22 protein-coding genes are annotated in these 17,454 nt (G+C 69.9%); 9 read left to right on the top strand and 13 right to left on the bottom strand.

Translation table 11 applies throughout. The features are described 5' to 3' along the window. Positions 1-29: 29 nt before the first annotated feature. The 13 genes from ABTZ17_RS16540 to ABTZ17_RS16600 form a co-directional block, all read right to left on the bottom strand. On the bottom strand, positions 30-323 hold the full coding sequence (locus tag ABTZ17_RS16540) for a hypothetical protein (RefSeq protein WP_352196325.1): 294 nt from the start codon (positions 321-323) through the stop codon (positions 30-32). Between the two features lie 348 nt (positions 324-671). Beyond that, complete coding sequence (locus ABTZ17_RS16545; protein WP_352196326.1) at positions 672-1,013, bottom strand: hypothetical protein; 342 nt, start codon at positions 1,011-1,013, stop codon at positions 672-674. A 246-nt stretch (positions 1,014-1,259) separates the two neighbouring features. Beyond that, positions 1,260-3,575, bottom strand: coding sequence for a hypothetical protein (locus ABTZ17_RS16550; RefSeq protein WP_352196327.1), 2,316 nt, complete (start codon positions 3,573-3,575; stop codon positions 1,260-1,262). An 87-nt stretch (positions 3,576-3,662) separates the two neighbouring features. Further along, positions 3,663-4,169, bottom strand: a complete 507-nt coding sequence (locus tag ABTZ17_RS16555) for a hypothetical protein (protein WP_352196328.1) — start codon at positions 4,167-4,169, stop codon at positions 3,663-3,665. Between the two features lie 2 nt (positions 4,170-4,171). Beyond that, positions 4,172-4,903 (bottom strand): hypothetical protein, encoded by a 732-nt coding sequence (locus ABTZ17_RS16560; protein WP_352196329.1) that lies wholly within the window; start codon positions 4,901-4,903, stop codon positions 4,172-4,174. After that, the gene (locus ABTZ17_RS16565) at positions 4,900-5,169 is read right to left on the bottom strand and encodes a hypothetical protein (RefSeq protein ID WP_352196330.1); all 270 of its coding nucleotides are present in this window, start codon (positions 5,167-5,169) and stop codon (positions 4,900-4,902) included. The genes ABTZ17_RS16560 and ABTZ17_RS16565 overlap by 4 nt, the downstream gene beginning before the upstream one ends. 91 nt (positions 5,170-5,260) lie before the next feature. Continuing rightward, positions 5,261-5,467, bottom strand: coding sequence for a hypothetical protein (locus ABTZ17_RS16570; protein ID WP_352196331.1), 207 nt, complete (start codon positions 5,465-5,467; stop codon positions 5,261-5,263). 303 nt (positions 5,468-5,770) lie between these two features. Beyond that, positions 5,771-7,060 (bottom strand): hypothetical protein, encoded by a 1,290-nt coding sequence (locus tag ABTZ17_RS16575; RefSeq protein ID WP_352196332.1) that lies wholly within the window; start codon positions 7,058-7,060, stop codon positions 5,771-5,773. Between the two features lie 20 nt (positions 7,061-7,080). Beyond that, complete coding sequence (locus tag ABTZ17_RS16580; RefSeq protein WP_352196333.1) at positions 7,081-7,848, bottom strand: hypothetical protein; 768 nt, start codon at positions 7,846-7,848, stop codon at positions 7,081-7,083. Between the two features lie 119 nt (positions 7,849-7,967). Further along, positions 7,968-8,141: a hypothetical protein gene (locus tag ABTZ17_RS16585; RefSeq protein ID WP_352196334.1), complete on the bottom strand. Its 174-nt coding sequence runs from the start codon at positions 8,139-8,141 to the stop codon at positions 7,968-7,970. A gap of 121 nt (positions 8,142-8,262) precedes the next feature. Beyond that, positions 8,263-8,529 (bottom strand): WhiB family transcriptional regulator, encoded by a 267-nt coding sequence (locus ABTZ17_RS16590; protein WP_352196335.1) that lies wholly within the window; start codon positions 8,527-8,529, stop codon positions 8,263-8,265. A 5-nt stretch (positions 8,530-8,534) separates the two neighbouring features. Further along, positions 8,535-8,810, bottom strand: coding sequence for a hypothetical protein (locus ABTZ17_RS16595; protein WP_352196336.1), 276 nt, complete (start codon positions 8,808-8,810; stop codon positions 8,535-8,537). Positions 8,811-8,981: 171 nt separating this feature from the next. Beyond that, the gene (locus ABTZ17_RS16600; RefSeq protein WP_352196337.1) at positions 8,982-9,293 is read right to left on the bottom strand and encodes a hypothetical protein; all 312 of its coding nucleotides are present in this window, start codon (positions 9,291-9,293) and stop codon (positions 8,982-8,984) included. Positions 9,294-9,757: 464 nt separating this feature from the next. On the opposite strand from ABTZ17_RS16600, the gene ABTZ17_RS16605 reads away from it, so the two are divergent. The 9 genes from ABTZ17_RS16605 (at position 9,758) to ABTZ17_RS16645 (ending at position 17,361) form a co-directional block, all read left to right on the top strand. After that, positions 9,758-10,642: a sigma-70 family RNA polymerase sigma factor gene (locus tag ABTZ17_RS16605; RefSeq protein ID WP_352196338.1), complete on the top strand. Its 885-nt coding sequence runs from the start codon at positions 9,758-9,760 to the stop codon at positions 10,640-10,642. Positions 10,643-10,646: 4 nt separating this feature from the next. Next, positions 10,647-11,468 carry an integrase gene (locus tag ABTZ17_RS16610; protein ID WP_352196339.1) on the top strand — a complete coding sequence of 274 codons (822 nt, stop codon included), beginning with the start codon at positions 10,647-10,649 and terminating at the stop codon, positions 11,466-11,468. A 116-nt stretch (positions 11,469-11,584) separates the two neighbouring features. Next, positions 11,585-11,839, top strand: a complete 255-nt coding sequence (locus ABTZ17_RS16615; RefSeq protein ID WP_352196340.1) for a helix-turn-helix domain-containing protein — start codon at positions 11,585-11,587, stop codon at positions 11,837-11,839. 286 nt (positions 11,840-12,125) lie between these two features. Next, positions 12,126-13,244: a hypothetical protein gene (locus ABTZ17_RS16620; protein ID WP_352196341.1), complete on the top strand. Its 1,119-nt coding sequence runs from the start codon at positions 12,126-12,128 to the stop codon at positions 13,242-13,244. A 131-nt stretch (positions 13,245-13,375) separates the two neighbouring features. Next, entirely contained in the window at positions 13,376-14,716 is a 1,341-nt protein-coding gene (locus ABTZ17_RS16625; protein WP_352196342.1) for a replicative DNA helicase, read from the top strand. Positions 14,717-14,795: 79 nt separating this feature from the next. After that, positions 14,796-15,275, top strand: a complete 480-nt coding sequence (locus tag ABTZ17_RS16630; RefSeq protein WP_352196343.1) for a hypothetical protein — start codon at positions 14,796-14,798, stop codon at positions 15,273-15,275. Beyond that, positions 15,272-15,562 carry a hypothetical protein gene (locus ABTZ17_RS16635; RefSeq protein ID WP_352196344.1) on the top strand — a complete coding sequence of 97 codons (291 nt, stop codon included), beginning with the start codon at positions 15,272-15,274 and terminating at the stop codon, positions 15,560-15,562. Before ABTZ17_RS16630 ends, ABTZ17_RS16635 begins: the two co-directional genes overlap by 4 nt. Further along, the gene (locus ABTZ17_RS16640; protein ID WP_352196345.1) at positions 15,555-15,842 is read left to right on the top strand and encodes a hypothetical protein; all 288 of its coding nucleotides are present in this window, start codon (positions 15,555-15,557) and stop codon (positions 15,840-15,842) included. The genes ABTZ17_RS16635 and ABTZ17_RS16640 overlap by 8 nt, the downstream gene beginning before the upstream one ends. A 478-nt stretch (positions 15,843-16,320) precedes the next feature. Beyond that, entirely contained in the window at positions 16,321-17,361 is a 1,041-nt protein-coding gene (locus ABTZ17_RS16645; protein WP_352196346.1) for a hypothetical protein, read from the top strand. Positions 17,362-17,454: the final 93 nt, after the last annotated feature.

Below are 17,454 nucleotides of genomic sequence, written 5' to 3' on the forward strand. Positions count from 1 at the left end.
CGGGCGGGCGGCAGGTGTTGGGATGGGGGCTAGTCCAGGGGCATGGCGCGGCACGATTCGGCGTGCCGCTGGGCCCACTGCCGGGATCGCGCTTCGGCGTTGGTCGCGGCTTCGGTGACGGACCTGTGGATGGGCTCGCCGGAGAAGGAGTAGGAGGTGGTGTTCCACCTGTCGGTCTCGACGGTGCGGCAGCCGGTGCAGGTGCTGACGGTGTCGCGACCGAACCCGTTGTCGTCTCGGGGGCCGGTCTCGGCGACCTCGACGGTGGCGGTGCCGACGGTGAGGTAGCGGGCGATCAGCTTGGGGAAGCCGGTGGTGGTCATGGGCACCTCTGAGGAGTCGGTGTGGCTGAGGCCTGTCGCTCGTACGTCACGGGCGCGAGCCGGCGCGGCTGCCGTTGCCCGGGGGGGGTGCGGGTAGCGGGGTCCGGGGCGGATGGGGCGGGGGCGGCCGATCCTGCGGCGCGGGCGGGGCATGGCCATGTCTGTCCTCCGGGGTTCGGGGGTGGGGAGTAGTTCGCGTGTCGGTCGGGCCTGCGCGTGGCGCCGGGGCCTGGGCGGCCACGAGCCGTCGCGCTCGCCGCCGTCCGGTGGCCCGGTTCGCGAGGGCGTTGTAGGACAGCAGTCGGCACGGTCGGTTCCGGTTCCGGTAAGGGGGGCCGCGGCGGTCCGTCACAGGCTGAGGACGACTCCGGAGACCCACACGGTGAGGAGTCCGGCGGTGCTGAGGGTGAGCCAGGACAGGGCCCAGGCCCAGAGCCGAAGGCCTTGCCCTGTGGGGTCGCGAAGGTCGGCGAACGCGTCGGCGAGGAGGCTGTGGAGAGTCGTGAGGGGGCCCATGTCGGCGTACCAGCGGCCGGTGCGGTCGACCGCACCGGAGCGTTCGCCGTCGGGGTAGTGGCCGGAGTGGACGGCGGCGCGGTGGTGGTTGCTCTGGGCGTCCAGCTCGGCGGTGCCGAAGCACATCGGGCTGGTCGTGCAGCAGAGCGTGCAGCGGTAGAGGTAGCGGCGCAACGGGGGAGTCCTTGTCTGCGAGCGGGCACGGGGAACCCCCGTGCCCCGGGGCGCTGAGTGGGCTCTGGCGCCGGGGGAGACGGGGGTTCCGGTGAGTGATTAGATCGATTGGTTTCCGCAGGTCAGCATTGGTTTCTGATCGGCTTGCCATTGGATGGCCATTGGCTGTGGCGAACCGTTCAGAGCCGATGCCGGGCCGATCGTCGGCCGTTGGTTCTCCGATCGCGCGGGCCGGCCGTGCGGGGGTCAGGAGAGGCTGCTGATGGCGTCCTCGATGTCGGCGAGGTAGTAGCCGCGGGGGCTGCCGTCGAGTTCGGTGATGCGCTCCGAGGAGAGTTCGACATCGGCCTTCTGGAGGTGGCGGGCGAGGGTCTTTCCGAGTTCGCGGAGGCGCCCTCGGTCGTCGCGGTCGTCCCACTTGCCCCACTGGTCGGGGTCCTCGTCGCGGAGGTGGGTGTGGACCTGGTTCATGGTGAGGAAGGCCGGGTCGCTTTCGCGAAGGAAGGCTTCGCGGAGCAGCGCGAGGATTTCCGGGAGGTCCGGGGTGTCCTCGCCGGGGGGACTGTGCTGTGCGGAGCAGAGCTTGATGAGCTCGGTCCACTTCGGGATCAGGCCGGCTTCCGTGAGGGTGTGGGTCAGGTCCGGGAGTCCGGCCGTCGCGCGTTCGGCGCCGAGTCGGGCGGCGAGTTGTGCCGAGATTTCGCGGACCTGGTAGCGGATCGGGCGGTCGGGCATTCCGGGCAGGCCGACCCCGTAGATCTGCCCGGCGTCGTTGACGGCGGTGTGGGTGGCAGCCCGGATCAGGTCTGCTCGGTATCCCTCGGCGAGGGCTCCGCCGCCGAGGAGTTCGGTGACGTCGACCCGTCGGGATGAGCCGAGGAGCTTGGCGGACAGCTTGGGTCCGATGGCTTCGCCGAGGTGGTCCTTGGTGCCGTACTGGCTGCCGCCGTAGACCCAGATGGCTTCCTTCCGGCCGAGGAGCAGGAGCTTGATCAGGAGTGCCTTGGCCTTGGGGGAGAGCTGGGGCCACTCGTCGACGAAGACGAGCAGGGCGGGGTGCAGGGGGGAGACCTGCCACTTGTTGCCCCAGCCGTAGGCGGCGCGCAGGCGGGCGCGGGCGGTGCAGAGGGCGAGCAGGAAATTCAGGACTGCGATGATCTTCTTGCCGCTCATCGTCGCGTTGAGCGTGATCGCCGGGCCGAGGTCGCCGACTCCGGTGCCGACGGGGTCGAGGTTGAGGACGGCCGCGTCGACGGTGGACGTGGCGGCTTCGGCCAGGGCGAGCATGATTCCGGACTTGCCGCCGCCGGAGTCGGCGACCATGAGCAGCATCAGTCCGGCCAGCGAGAAGGCAAGTTCGCTGGCGTCCATGGCGACGCCGAAGTCGAAGGTGTCCGTGATCGACGCCGAGAGGGGTGCCCGGTACGGGACGGGGCCGACCAGGTCGGGGGTGAACGGGTCGGCGAGCAGCATCCGTACGGTGCAGGCCTCTCCGGCGTTCGGGTCGCCCTCGATGAGCAGGCCGTTGCGGCGCAGCCGTAGGAGGGTGATCAGGCCCTTGTAGGTCTGGTCGGCGTTGAGGTCGTCCGGGGAGCCGGTCTTGAAGGTGACGCGGGCGGACCAGCCCCACGGTTCGCGTCGGCCGTCGGTGACGGTGTCGAGGTCGCCGCCTTCGTGGAGGATGGCTCGGCGCAGGGCCTCTTCGGCCTCCTCCACGGTGGTGGCCTGGGAGATCGGGTACGGGGTGAGGTCCTCTTCTGCGGGGGTGGCGGCAGCCGGGCCAGCAGGGGCCGCGGGGTCGGCCGGGCGGGCGGGAGGTTCGAGTTCCGTCGGTCCGTACAGGTCGGCGGGCAGGGCGCGCTGGGTGAGGGCGAGCGGGTGGCGTCCGAGCCACCAGGCGGCGCCCGCGAGGACCGGGAGGGCGATCAGGCCGGCCAGCGGGGCGGCCAGGACCACGCCGATGGTGGCGGCTCCGGCGGGGAGGATGACCCCGGCGAAGCGGGCCAGGCCCTGGTGGGTGCGGTAGCTCTTGATCTGGTCGGCGGTGGGCTGCACGGCTTCGACGTCGAACGGGATGCGGGCGAGGGCCGTACCGGCGATGCGGCGGCGCTGGAGCTCTCCGGTCACGTCCTTGAGCTGGCCGGCTTCTTCACGGGTGAGGCCGAAGTCGACGGCTTCCCGGGCGAGTTTCTGGGCTCGCTTGTTCAGGCGGTTGATGTCGCTGGCGGTGTCGTCGCGCTGCTCGACGTAGGTGTCGAGGTGCCTCTTGACCAGGCGGCGGCGGATCTCGTCGTCGCTCATGTAGCCGACCGTGGTCCAGTGCGCGGCGGCCTGCCAGCCGTGGCGCAGGCCGGGCGTGGTGTGGCGGGCGAGGAACTGGGCGGCGGTGGCCGCCTGCCGGAGCCTGCGGGTCGTACCGGCCCGGGGGTGGTCGTGCGGCGGGTCCTGGTCGTCGTCCGTACGGGGCTCGTCGTCGTCGACAAGCTCGGCGAACACGTACTCGCCCTGGTAGATCTCGACGCCCTGCTGCGGGTGGGGGTGCGGGCTCTGGGTGGTGCTCACTGGGTGGTCCTTCCTGGGCGGCTTGGGCGCGGTCTGAGGCGGCCCGCCGCACCCGGGTGCGGGTGCGGCGGACCGTCACGGCCGCGTTCAGCCGCCGACGAGCCAGAAGCCGACGTTGTTGGAGACGATCACGGCGGAGCTGACGGCGATGCCGAGGAAGCCCACGCCCGTGCCGGCGCAGACGCCGACCAGGGCTCCTCCGGCCATTTCCTTCCAGTCCTTGGGCTTGCCCTTGGCGGCGTAGATCTTGACGCCGTACCAGGCCACGATGATCAGCCCGAACAGGGCTCCGCCCGCGGTGACAGGGTTGACGTGCGTGGTCGGCGGGTTCACGGCGACTTCCGCACCGGCCAGTTCCTGGGCGGCCTGCTCTCCGGCCTGGTTCATGCCCAGGCGCAGGGCCCCCGCGATCTCGCCGAGGAGTCCGGCGCTGTTGACGGTGACCGCGAGGACGCCGAGGGCGACGAGGATGACGGTCTTCTTTCTACGCAGGACCTTGTACTTGAATCCGGCGACGATGAAGACGCAGGCCAGGGCGCCGAAGGCGAGAGTGCCGAAAGTCCCGTTGGCGACGTCGTTGTCGAAGATGTTCACGGTCAGGCTCCGGTGAGGAAGTGGACGAGGAATCGCCAGGTGAGGATGAGGCCGCCGCAGATCAGGCCCCAGACGGCGGGCCGGACGACGATCCAGCCCATCCGGGAGGTCAGGAACCTCCAGGCGGTGCGGGCGGTGAAGGAGCCGGCGCCCCAAGCGGCCCGGCAGATCCCGCCGACCGCGCCGGGGGCGAACTGGCCGGCGAAGACCGGCAGAACGGCCCCCAGGACGGCTCCTGCGGGCAGGAAGACCGGATCGGCCAGGTTCAGGTCGGGCAGGGTGTGCGCGACCCACTGGGCGGCCGTGTGGTCGCCGAGCGGGACGAGGGTGGCGATGAGGATGCACAGCCCGTTGCGCTTGAGCTGAAGGCGGCCCCAGTCCACTGGGTTGCCCTCGGCGTCGGTCGCGTTGAAGCGCTCGATCAGGCCGGTGGCGATGTCGAGCCAGCCGAACCCGAAGGCGACCGACGCGGCCGCCTCGACGCCGCGCCCGGCGACGTTCGTCCAGTCCGTACCGCCGTGCGGGGCCGCCTGCGCGGCCTGGGTGGGCACGAAGCCCAGAGGCGCCGGGGGAGCGGTGTTCCCCGTGACCGGGCAGGTCACGTAGGCGTCGCTGAACAGGGCGCACCCGGCAGCAATGGGGCAGGTGAGGCAGCAGCCGGCCGTGGCGTCGGCCGCCCGGGCCGGGGGCGTGGGCGGCTTCACGAAGCGGGCGCTGCCCGCTGCGGCCGTCACAGCTGCTCCACGGCGGCGCCGCAGCCGGTGTCCCGGCGGCGGCCGTACTGGTGGAGCCAGGCCTTGACGGCGAGTTCGGCCTCGTCGGGCGCGGGTTCGGCCCGTCGTATCGGGCTCGTGTCCACGGGGCCGGTCGCCAGGAGCGGCTGCTCCGCGTCGAACAGGCGCGGGGCGCCCGGAAGGCGGGTGATGGTGCAGGGCTCGGCCGCGGCCAGGCGGCGAGGGGGCCGCAGCCGGTGGAGGCGGCGGATCAGCAGGAGAAGCACAGCGGTCCTTCCCAGGTCGAAGAACTCTGTACGGCCACCGCTCCGGGAGCGGCGGCCGTACAGAGCGGGGGTGAGGTGGTGCTTCCGGTGGTCAGCGCCGCCAGGAGCGGCGGCCGCCGTGGTCCTGGCGCTGGCGCTCGCTGTCCTCCCACGCCTGGCCCTCCCGGGCCGTGGCCGTGAGAGTGCGGCGGTGGTTCTCACGCCGCTTCCTGGACGCCTTCTCGCTCGCCGACTCGCGTTTGTCGTAGGTGGTACCGGCCATCTGCCGGTCGTTGCCGATCAGTCCGAAGAAGGCCATGCTGGGCCAGCTCCTTGAGGTGTTGAGGGGCAGGAAGAGGGGGTTCCGGCCGGGCCGTAGGAAGCGGGCCGGGATCCCCTCGGTACGGGGTGGTTCAGTGGTTCGGGCGCGCGCCGGGCTGGCTCGCCGGGTCTGCGGGCGGGTCTGCGGCCAAGGCCGCTCTCCGCGTGGCTCACCGGGTCTGCTCGACCGGTTCTGCTGTCGCCATCGACTGCGTCCGGCAGTCGCGGCGATGGCCAGTCCGGCAGGTGCCGGGGGTCATCGCCGGTGGTGCCGGCCGGTTCAAGCTGGGGCAGGGAGGGGTCAGGGCTGGGGCCCGACCTCCTCCTCGTCCTCGTCGTCCGTCGTGCCGTCGCCGCGGGCGTGGCTGGGCTCCGGCTCGTCGCCGTCGGCCGTACGGGCGACGTCGCGGGGGAGCTCGCGCCAGGTGACGCGGATGCGCTCCTCTCCGCCGATGAACCCGGCCTCGCGGAAGGCCTGGACAGCCGCCCGGTAGGACAGCGGGGGGTCCTCGCGGTAGCACAGGTGCCGCAGGACGACGAGGAGTTGCGCGTCGGACAGCCGCTCACCGGGGCGCGGGACCGGCACACCTGCCACGGCCGCGACCTGCTCCAGCGTCAGGGCCGTGACGGGCGAGCGTGACGGCTCCTCCTCCGTGACGGGCACGTCCGTGACGGAACCGGCGTCCGGGCCGGAATCCGTCACGGCCTCCTCCCCGGACCCCGTGACGCCGTCGCGTGAGGGGTGCGTCTTCGTGACGGCGTGCTGTGACGGAATTGCCCCGGCAGGGGCGCTGACCTGCGTGCCAGCAACTGTCACGGTTCCCGCCCCGGCCGTGACGGCTCCGTGATCCGTCACGGTGTGCGGCACGGCAGGCGTGACGGACCCGCCCTGTCCCGTGACGGGGCCGAGTGCCGGTGTGACGGATGCGGTCAGGGCGGGCGTGACGGCGGCGGTGGTGAACATGCCCGCCAGCGCGTGACTAGCGCCGTCCGTCAGCCGTTCCCGCTGGACCATCACCAGGTCGGCGCCGAGCTCGTCGTCGCCGACTCCGACCTTGCGGGCCAGCCTCCAGGACGCCAGTTCCGCCAGCTTGCGGGCCTTCTTCCACGGGTGGTTCGCCGCGCGGGCCCGCAGGACCGCCATGCGCCGCATCGTGGCTGCGTTGCGGCGCCGGGCCTCCATGTCGACGCCGGTCGTGTAGATCACGATCCGGCGGGCGAGCAGGCCGATGCCCTCCGCCGAGGCGCACATCGCCATCGGCGTGATGGCGTAGACGACGGCCTCCTTGGTGCCGTCCGCGACGACCACCCCGGTGCCGGACGCGGCGGCGGGCAACAGCCACAGCCCGAGTCGCACGACCGCGGGGGAGGACTGGCTGAGCAGGGTCAGCCCGACCATGACGAGCGCCAGGACGAGCGTGGCCCCTTCGCCTGCGGCCACCACGCCCAGGGCGGTGGCGTCCTGGGGGAACTGGGTCTTGATGTTGGTGAACGTGCCCCAGCCTCCGAGGGCGCCGACCGCCAGCATCGGCAGTGCGGCGGCCCCGAGGATGATCCCCTGGCCGAGGGTGAGGGACTTCTCGTGCTGCATGCTCTGTCTCCTTGGACTGTTCACGCGCTGGCCGCGACGTCGCCGGCCAGCGAGGCGACCTCGGTCAGACGCTCGCGCTGCTGCTTGATCTCGCTGTTGAGGTCGTAGACCAGCGGCGTCGGGCGGTTGAAGGGCGGCGTGTACTCGTCGACGTGGCAGATGTCCCACCCGCGGATGTCCAGGCCGGCCACCTGCGCGACGTCGCTCAGGGGCAGCTCGTTGTCGTATCCGGCGACGTGGACCTGGTCGTCGGCGAGCTTGGCGAGCTGCACAGCGATGTCGTCCCACTTCCGGGCGGCCTGCTTCGCGGCGGTCTCGGCATCGGTCAGCCGGAGGAGCTGGGCCTTCCACCTGCTGTCGGCGGTGGTCCAGAACTCGCTGAAGACCATGCGCAGCTCGTCACGAGCGGCCGTCCACTCGTTCCACACCGGTACGGCCTGGTGCAGCAGGGGCACGGCGAGCAGGTAGAGCCGGGCATGGGACCAGAGCACCCCGGCGGAGCGGTACTGCCGGCTGAGCTCGCGGACCTGTGCGTGGGTGAGCGTCTCGTCCGCGTACGCGGCCGTCAGCACCGCGGGCTCGGACTCGCGCCCGGTGAAGCCCGTGAAGTAGTAGACGAGGTCGCCCTCGAAGTGGCCGGGCTCGACCCGGACGAAGGCGGGGTGGTGGTAGGGCGTGGCGTCGCCCTCGGGGGCCGTGACGGAGGCGGGCAGCTCGGGCTCGGTCAGTTGCCGGGTCGGCAGGCCGGCGTCGTCGAGCGGCCTCTTGAGCGGGATGGTGTGCGGCATGAGGATCTCCAGCGACAGGGCCCGGGGCTTCCGGGCATGAGTGGAGAGGTCGGCCGTCCAAAGGACGGCCGACCGAGAAGAAGGGGAGGTCGGGACCAGGCGGTCGCCCGCCCCGGCGGCTACTTCCGTGGCTTGAGCCGGGCGTTGTAGGCGTCCTGGAACCTGGCGAAGGCCGTGAACAGGCCTTCGCCGGCCTTGCAGCGCTTGACCTGCGTGCAGGCGGTGCAGGTGGCGGCGTGCTCGCGGTGCGCGGCAGCGGCGTCCATGTACCGCTGGTAGTGGTCGTCAGGCACGGCGGGACTCACTTCTGCGGAACCGTGCACGAGCAGGGCGCGTGCTGCACCGACTCGTACGACTTCCCGTCCGCGCCGACCCGGTTCACCGTGACCAGCTTCGCCGGGTGCCCGCAGCCGCTCATCCGCCCGCACCCGCGGTGCTCTTGGTGCGGTTGCGGGCGGCGCGACGCTTCATGGCGCGGCGCTCGTCCTCGGAGAGGCCGCCCCAGACTCCCTCGTCCACTCCGGCGACGAAGGCCCACTGGAGGCAGTGGTCCATGACCGGGCAGCGGCGGCAGACGGCCTTGGCCTCCTCGATCTGGAGCAGGGCGGGGCCGGTGTTCCCCAAGGGGAAGAACAGCTCCGGGTCTTCCTCGCGGCAGACCGCGTTGTGGCGCCAGTCCATGACGGTCACCGCGCCGGTACGGCCGGAGCCGCCGTGGGCACCAGGAGCAAAAGCGGGGGACGGACGTAGTCCGGGGCCATCTCGGCGAGCGTGCGACGGGCGCGGCGTCCGCCGACGTCGGCGCGACGGTCGCCGTCGGCGACGAGCTGAGCCACGAGCTGGTGGAAGGAGTCCGTCTCGTCGCGCTCGAAGCCGCGCCGGTTGTCCTCGCGCTCCATGTCATCGAGGACCCCGGCCCTGAGGGCGGGCGGGGTGATGCTGCGTGCCATGCTGGTGTGCATGTGGGTCGTCCTCTCTGGAAGGTGACCTGCTGCTGGCGGGCCCAGGGGCGCAATCCCTGGGCCCGCCGTGTACTCCCGATCGGGAGTCCGCTGCCGTACGAGCAGCCGCGGCCGCCGTCAACCCGGGCAATTCGGGTTGGCGGCGGCCGCGGTCGTTCGTGGTGCAGGTGCTCAGGCTCGGCTGACACCGATCAGGTGGACTGGTGACGGTGCCGGAGGAGGAGCCGGCTTGCAGAACCCGCGGGTCCCGCGCCGGTTCTCCGGCGGCATCGCGTCACGCAGCATCCGGTCCTGGCGGAGCTGCCACCGCCTCACGTCGATGTCGACGATGACGGGCTGGTTGCTGCCGGGACACAGCGAGTGCTCCCCGCCGTCGGCGAGGCGATCGGCGACCTGGTGCTCGCGAATCTTGAGGTCGGTGTCGCCCATGATCCGGCGCCACGTCCGGCAGTCCGGGCAGACGACCGACCTCTGCTCACCCACGCGAACATTGAAGTCGTGCGCGGCCAGCGAGCTCAGCCGCAGGGGCTGGCGACGGTTATTGCGCCGGGTGCGGGTCCGGCCGGGACGAATACGGCTCATCAGAACCTCCTGATGGGTGAGCGGGTCGCTGCGTTCTCTGCCGCGCCAAGCCCGGCCTCGGCCAGCCCTCGGCAGACAGACAGCGCAGCGGCGCTGTGGATGGATCAGGTGGTGCGCGATATTCGGTACAGGCGCCTCGGCCGGGGGAGCGCGGGCTCAACCCCACTGCCGCCGCCGAAGCGGTGACGCCTGCTGTGGTGTGCTGAAATGTGACCTGACGTGCAGTTATAGCCTTCGCAAGCACAGTCTTTAGTGAGCTAAACTCTGCGCTTGTCGAAACTGTAAGTCGCAGCGCACGGCGAGTCAACCACCTTGAAGGGTGGGCTTTAGTGCGCTAAATATGACCCTTAGAAGGGAGGCGCACAGTGGACGACAAGCTCGACACGGCGCTCGATGCCGCACTCTCCGAGGTGCGCGAACTGAGCGACCCGCTCCAGCGCGCGATCACGGCCCACCTGACGGTGGGTCGCATCCAGGACTACGAGGGCCAGTTCCAGACTGTCCGCAACGAGGCCATGAACGAGGCCCTGCGAACGGGCCAGGTCAACAACAAGGATCTTGCCGCAGCCCTCAACATCAGCGCTGGCCGCGTGAGCCAGTTGGCCAAGGGGGCGCCGCCGGAGCGGCTTTTCCTGGGTAGCGGCAAGGTGATCGTGGCCCTCGCCGAAAAGCTCGAAGCGGGGAAGGACTCGGACGGCAGGGACAAGGTGATACAAGGCCCTGTCATCGCCACGGAGGATGTGCAGACGTACGAGCACTTGCGCCTCCTCGCAGAGGAGGTAGGGCTTGAGATCAGCTTCGAGCGCATCCCCTTGGGCGGCAACGTTCGACTGAACCGTTCGAATCTGGTAGTCATCTGCGGGCCGCGCCTCAGTCCGCTAATCGAGCAGATCCTGGAAAGCGACGAGAACCTGCGCTTCGACAAGGACGTCGACGGCTGGTACCTCCGCGACCTCAACACGGGCAAGGCATACCGCTCGCCCATGGACTCCGGCGGCAATGCCGATGTCGCGTACTTCGGTCGGCTCCCTCGCCCTGACGGGAAGGGAAGCTTCCTCTACATCGCCGGGATCCATGCCCGCGGCTCTGGCGGGGTCGTCCACTGGCTGAACGAAGAGCTTGCAGCGGCGCATCGCACTCTCAAGGCGCGGCGGTTCTCGGTCCTGATCGAGAGCACCTTCGACCCCGAGACTCTAGAGATCACGAGCAGTCAGCAGATCACGCCCTTCTACCACCCGGAAAGGGCGTAGTGCCGTGCAGGTCACCATGGCATCGGCCAAGGGCGATGGCGAGGAGAACGAAGACGGCGCCTTCGCAGCGCTGCCTGGCTGCGTCGCCGTTCTGGACGGCCTATCGGCACCGAGGGATCTTCCCATGGCATGCATCCACGGCACGCCATGGCTGGTCCATCAACTCGGCACCCGCCTCGTTGCCCTCGGGGGCGACCACGACCGCTCTCTCGAAGACGTCTTGCGGACTGCGATCGAGGAGGTCAACGACCTCCATCGGGGCACATGCATGCTGGGCGAAGAGGCCGTGCCAGCCGCAACGGTCGTCATGCTGCGAGAGCGGCCGGAGGCCTTCGACTACCTCGTCCTCTCCGACTCGGTACTGGTACTGGACACCGGAACATCCGTCACCGCCGTGGCGGACTCCCGAGTAGAAGACGTCGCCAAGGCAGAGATTGCCGCCGCCTTGGCCGGCCGGGCAGGCACGCCCGAGCGGGCAGCTCGCGTCTCGGAACTGGTCGCGAGACAACGGGGATTGCGGAATCAGCCTGGCGGATACTGGGTGGCATCCACCCTTCCGGAGGCGGCCGCTCAGGCAATCACCGGCAGCGTCCCACGTGGAGAACTCCGTCGCGCAGCGCTACTCACGGACGGCGCAAGTCGCTTGGCTGACCTCTTCCACGAGGCCACATGGGAACAGGTGCTGGAGCTCCTCGACCAGGAGGGACCCTCTGGGCTCCTCACCCGGGTCCGCGCGGCAGAGCGCTCCGACAGCGATGGCACGCGGTGGCCTCGGTTCAAAGTCCGCGACGACGCCACTGCGGCGTACGCAGTGGGCCTGAGCTGACGAAACATCATTTCGCTGACCTGATCGGGTGAAGACGGCCGCCGAACCGCTGCCACTTCGCCTTTTCCCTTACCTTTCCATGTACCTTTTTCTCATCGGTCACCGTTGGAGGTGAGATGACCACAGACGCCGTAGCGGGCATCCGCGCCCTGCTCTCCACCCCCCACAGCTTGCCGCCCATCTCTGAGCGCGTGCGCCTCCGAAGGGCCGGCGGCTTCACTCAGGCACAGGTTGCTGAGGCAATCGGAGTACGGCACCAGCAGGTATTCCGCTGGGAGAGGGGTCTCGCAGAGCCCCGAGGCAAACGCCGCGAGGCCTACTCCGAACTCCTTCGGGAGTTGGCCCGAAAGCATCCGCCAGTCGGCAGCTAGGCCCAAAGACAAGCGGCCCGGGGTTTCCCCCGGGCCACCGACCTCCACTCGATCCCGTCTCGCCAGACTCCGAGTGGGCTTCAACAAAGCTGTGAGGCAAGCCGCCCGGTTCCCGCCGGGCAGCCCCACGCGCCGCCTTCTACTCTACAAAGGTCCGTCAAGACTCCGGTAGGGAAAACGGTGGTCCGCAGGGGTGGCAGTCGCCACATAGCGGACAGGACCGTACGTTGCAACACAAGATTGGTCCGGGGCTGCTCCCGCCAACCGCCACTCGGACGGTGAAGCGGTGAGCAACACCCCCATCATCGACACAACCGCATCCATCGTTCGCGGAACCGGTCCGCGCTCCGTTCCGGTGTACCGCGAGATGGCCTTCGGCGGTCAGCTCGTTCACGCCCTCGACTACGTCGTGCTCACGCACGTTCTCTTCGCTATCGCGGCCGGGGAGGACGTCACCGTCCCCATGATCTGGAAGCGTCTTCAGGAAGTGGGCATCCGCTCAACGAAGAACGCCAAGGAGCTGGTCGGCAAAAACTCCGTCTACGAAGCCTTCGGCCGGATCATCAAAGCCGGGTTCATCCGCCGGGTACGCCTCCCGCACCCGGACGGCCGCGGCCGCAAAGGCGCCGTCGTGTACGAGGTGTACGAGTTCGTGAGCGACAACCCTGACCACGCCGGAACCGCTGCAATCTCACCACTTCCCGGAACCCGGGAAGTGGTCGGCTCCGCACCACTTCCCGGAACTGGGGAAGCGGTGGAGACGCGATCCGTTTCCGCAGGTCAGACCACTTCCCCGAAGCCGGGATCTGGAGTACCGGGATCAGGCGTTCCGGAACGTGGTCGGCGCCGCATTCCAGCAGGTCAGAGCCACTTTCCGGGTTCCGGGAAGCTGGGCTCTCACCCCCCACACCCCCCGGAGGGGGTGGAAACCCCCTCCCCCTACCCCCTCACGTCACAGGAGTCTCATCGGGCGCCTGCGGCGCAGGAGGTGGAGGAGGGAGTCGACTCCGTCGACAATCGGCCCTCGCCTGAGGCTGTCGCAGAGGCCTACGAGTTCCTTCAGGACCTTCCTCGTCCCTGGAGCGCTGGCCGCCCCACGGCCAAGAGGCTTGCTCCTCTGCTCGCTGAGGCGATCGACGCTCAGGGATGGGCTCTCGATGACGAACTCGTTGCCGAGCTGACCGATCAGAGTGGTCCTGCGATTCACAGCTTCCCGTCGGTGCTGACGAAGCGGATCAAGGAACTGCCTCGTCACACGAGCCGAAAGCGGAGCCGCCAGGTGCCTGGCCAGCGCCAGGTGGCTGCTGGTGCTCCGGACCCTGGATGCAAGGACTGCTTCGGGTCTGGCTGGACCGATGACGTTGGCGTGCGATGCGCCTGCACCCAGGTTCCCGTCGCAAGCTGACGGACGCGAAACGCGAGCGGCGGCCGATTCCCGCGAAGAAACCCGGCCGCCGTCGCTGCACTCAACCTCAGGAAGGAAGAGAACTGATGACTAGGGTCCCACGCGGCAGAGCCGCTGACGACACCACCTCGGTGCCTGAGACCTTTCGTGCCGGTTCGAGCGGCGATCTCATCGAGAGGAAGCTGCCCCACGACCTCGACGCCGAGGTCGCTGTCCTGGGCGGGATGACCCTCTCGAAGGCGGCCATCGCCGAGGTCATCGAGATCCTCAAGGGACACGAGTTCTACCGCCCGTCACACGAGACGATCTTCCGTGCAATCCACGACCTGTACGGGCAGGGCACGGAGGTCGACCCGATCGTCCTGAGCCGCACGCTCGACCAGCGTGGCGAGCTCTCCAAGATCGGCGGGAGCTCGTACCTCCACACCCTCGTGCAGTCCGTACCCACCGCGGCGAACGCCGCCTACTACGCCGAGATCATCAAGCAGAAGCACGAGGACCGGCGCCTGATCGCCGAGGGCACCCGGCTCATCGAGATGGGCTACTCCGCCTCGGTTTCCACCGCTGAGGCCGTCGCCGCGACCACCACCACGCTCCAGAGCCTGGTAACCGGCACCCCTGAGGCCGTGAAGCTCTCCGTCGCGGACCGGTGGGAATCCTTCATCGACCAGCTCGAAGCCGGCGCCGACCCCAACGCGGTCTCCAGCCCTTGGCACGACCTCGATGAGGTCCTCACCGTCTCCGGCCCGATGTTCATCACCATCGGCGCCACGACAGGCGGCGGCAAGACGCTCATGATGCTCAACTGGGGTGCGCACGTCGCCCTCCGCCTGGGCAGGCCGGTGCTGGTCGCCAGCATGGAGATGGGCGGCAAGGAGATCGTTGCCCGTCTGACCGCGGCCGAAGCCCTGATCCCCCTGGACCGGCTGACCAAACGCAAGCTCGAAGAAGGGGACTGGGACAAGCTCGCCAAGGTGTCGAAGCGGATGGAGAACGCGAAGAACTTCGTCCTCGACGACACCCCGGGCCTGACCCTCTCTCGGCTCCGTGCCCGGATCCGCACCATGATCGCCCAGGGCAACGCCCCGGCCCTCATCCTCGTCGACTACCTCCAGCTCCTCACCCCGGACGTACCCAGCTCCGTGCGAGCGCAGGAAGTCGCCGCCCTCAGCCGGGGCCTGAAGGTCATCGCCATGGAGTTCGACACCCCGGTCATCGCCCTGAGCCAGTTCAACCGAGGCGCCGTCGGCCGCCGCCCGCTGCTGTCGGACTTCAAGGAGTCCAGCGCCATCGAGCAGGACAGCAACGCCGTCCTCTTGCTCCACGAAGAGCGGGACGAGGACGACCAGCCGGTCAAGCCCGGTGAAATCGAGCTGATCGTCGCCAAGAACCGCCAAGGCGCCGCCGGACGCGTCATCCCACTTGCCGTCCGCAAGCACTACATGCGTCTCGACAGCATGGCCCTCGCCTGATCACCGGCCTACGGCACCCGCCCCAGCCGTGCCGACACGGCTGGGGCCCCCGACCGCCCACCCCTCAAGGAGGTACGACGTGATCACGATCGACAGCGTGCGCACCCGGTTCATCAGCGACGACCAGGCTCAGCACATCGCCGACCACTGGAACCCCGTGTACCCCGCGATGCGCCGCATCCTGGACACCGTCATCAAGGCTCAACGGGCCGCCGACCGTCCGACCGTGGACGTGGCGAGGCTCGAACTGGTCCGCCGCGGGCTCGGACAGCTTGACCGCGGCACCTTCAAGGGCTGCACCCGCAGCCCCGGCTACTTCAGCGTTCACCACGCGATCCGTCACGTGCATGGGGTCCTGAAGGTGACCTACTCCGGCGACCCGGACAAGGGAGCCATCTACCGGCTCGCCGGAGTGCTCGCCGACACCAACGCGCACACCGATGCCGCCGCCAGCACGTACTTCGCGGCCGAGAAGCAGGCGCGCATTCCTGAGCAGACGGTCGACCGAAGCCGCGTCGGCAAGGCAGACTCGGGGCAGAGGGAAAGGGGCGGGCGATGACCGCACAGCCGATACACCAGCACGAGCCCGAGCGGGTGCCGCGCAACGCGGAGGGGATCGCGGCCGCCCTGTCCGGTGCGCAGCGGATGGAGTTCTACCGCGAACTTTTGGCCGCGACGCCGGAGCAGGCCAAGGGCGTGCTTCTGCGCTGGTGGGGCGCGGCGATGCTCGATACCGACCCCGAGGCCGACGTGCGGGCTGACGCGGTGCTGGCCGGCACGGTGCCCACCGTCTCGCTGGACGAACTCGTCGCGCGGCGCCGGGCGGCGGGACTGCCCGTTGACTGATCCGTACGACGACAGCCTGCCGTGTGTGCTGTCCGAGACCGTCTCCCAGCTGATGATGGATCCGACGCTTTCGCCGGACGTCTTCGGCGCGATCGTGGCAGCGATGGTCACCATCGGGGAGATGGGCGGCCTGGTCCCGGGGAGCACGGCGTCGCCGCGGCGGCCGCAGCAGCGCCGCCTCGCGCTCGGGCCCGAGGGCGAACTCGGGATCGCCGAGTACGTCATCAGCCGCGACGAGGTCCCGCCGCAGATCGTGATCACGCACATCCTGGTGTTCTGAACGACAGCTCTGGGGCCCGGCCTTTGCGCCGGGCCCCTTCGTCGTCACGCGGCAGCGCTCGTGGTCACTCCGGCCGCCGAGCGGTCGGACAGGAGACCCTGATGATGCCCGCCTCCGCCTGCCGCGCTGCGGCCGGCCTCGCTGCTTCTGCCGGTGCCGTTCCGACGGTCGCGTCGTACGAACTGGGCCTGGTGGCCGGGAACGCGGAGGACGCTGGCCGTGTGGTCCGGGCCGGCCGGGACGGCGGTCGAGGATCCGCGTGGAGGTCCGCCCCCTCGTGTGCCTGGTGTGGTGGGGCGGGGACGGCCTGCCGGTGGCCTGGTCGAGCCGACGTATGAACCTGTAGCCCGTCTGGGTGACTTGAAGGGGCGGACATGGCCCCGCTGTCTCTTGTTGCCGTAATGTTTTCTGTGTCGGGAGGGTGGTCGGTACCCACCCCTCCGGCGGCAGACGACCCGTCAGCACCAAGGAGAACGCCATGGACGACGACACCCTCACCGCCGCCTCGCTCGACCTCATCGCCGAGTACGTCGCGAGCATCTGGAGCGACTGCCCGACGGAAGGGCCGACCCACCTGCTCTACCAGATCGCAGCCGCCGACGGCGCGGCCTGCGGCCTGCGCCCGGTACGCCGCGTCGGGCGCGGCTACCTCCCGGTGGAACACCGCCCCGGCTATGACCTCGACGGCTGGATCAACGACCCCCAGCTGCCGTGGGGTGAGCTGGGCGCGGAGCTGGAGAAGCTGGTCGGTCAGCAGGTCCGGCACCCGGCGCTGGCCCGGGAGACGGGGAGCTGGTGGAGGCTGGCTCTCTACCCGCTGGGCGACCGGGCCGAATGGGACGTCGAGCAGGACTACGAGGCCCACACGGTGGTCGAGAACCCTGACGCTGGGGCCCGCGACGCCGCGCGCGGCAAGGAGATCCTGCTCAGGCACCTGGCCGCCGTCCGCGACGGCCGCAGGGTGGAGGATGTCCTTGCCGAGCACGACGGCCACGACCTCGCCGTCGGCGACGGTGAGGGCGGAGACCTCCGCGTACTCGGCGAGGACGAGGATCCGGCGGACCACGCGGAATCCCTGATCGAGTGCCGCACCTGCCAGACGGACCCCTCCGTCCAGTGGGAGCGGGGCGGGAACCCCCTCGCCGTCGGCGCCCCTATCCCCTTCGTCGGCCACGCGGTGGAAGCGGTCGTGGCGCTTCTCCACTACGCGGACGGCTGGCACCACGCCTCCGACGTGGTGGAGCGGGCCCTGGTGCTCCTGGCCGAGAGGCAGCGGGACGTCACCTTCGGAGTGCCGGAGCCGATGCCGGTGGAGGACGTGGACCTGCGGGCCCTCGACACCGTCGCCGGAGCGGTCGCGGCCCACTTCGCGGCCGCCGCCGCCCGGTTCGGCATGACCGACTGGGCGTTCGCCGACATGGCGGAGGACAAGTTCCGGGCCCAGGTTGAAGGTCGGCGGTTCGACACGGTCCGTGCCTGGCGTGCCGCTGCGGCGGACGTCGCCGCCAAGGCGGCGTGAGTCACGGAGTACGGGCGGCACCTGGAGCGGCTGGTGGCGGAGGAAGTGGTGGCCGCGGCCGCCGACGAGACGAGAGAGGAGCGGGTACGTGCC

Origin of the sequence: Streptomyces sp. NPDC097619 (genome assembly GCF_040302735.1) — a bacterium.
Lineage (GTDB): Bacteria > Actinomycetota > Actinomycetes > Streptomycetales > Streptomycetaceae > Streptomyces.

Bases quoted from the DNA above. Each gene is read 5' to 3' on its own strand.
- ABTZ17_RS16540 (WP_352196325.1), bottom strand. From the start codon at position 323: ATGACCACCACCGGCTTCCCCAAGCTGATCGCCCGCTACCTCACCGTC.
- ABTZ17_RS16570 (WP_352196331.1), bottom strand. From the start codon at position 5,467: ATGGCCTTCTTCGGACTGATCGGCAACGACCGGCAGATGGCCGGTACC.
- ABTZ17_RS16575 (WP_352196332.1), bottom strand. From the start codon at position 7,060: ATGCAGCACGAGAAGTCCCTCACCCTCGGCCAGGGGATCATCCTCGGG.
- ABTZ17_RS16580 (WP_352196333.1), bottom strand. From the start codon at position 7,848: ATGCCGCACACCATCCCGCTCAAGAGGCCGCTCGACGACGCCGGCCTG.
- ABTZ17_RS16590 (WP_352196335.1), bottom strand. From the start codon at position 8,529: ATGGACTGGCGCCACAACGCGGTCTGCCGCGAGGAAGACCCGGAGCTG.
- ABTZ17_RS16595 (WP_352196336.1), bottom strand. From the start codon at position 8,810: ATGCACACCAGCATGGCACGCAGCATCACCCCGCCCGCCCTCAGGGCC.
- ABTZ17_RS16615 (WP_352196340.1), top strand. From the start codon at position 11,585: ATGACCACAGACGCCGTAGCGGGCATCCGCGCCCTGCTCTCCACCCCC.
- ABTZ17_RS16635 (WP_352196344.1), top strand. From the start codon at position 15,272: ATGACCGCACAGCCGATACACCAGCACGAGCCCGAGCGGGTGCCGCGC.
- ABTZ17_RS16645 (WP_352196346.1), top strand. From the start codon at position 16,321: ATGGACGACGACACCCTCACCGCCGCCTCGCTCGACCTCATCGCCGAG.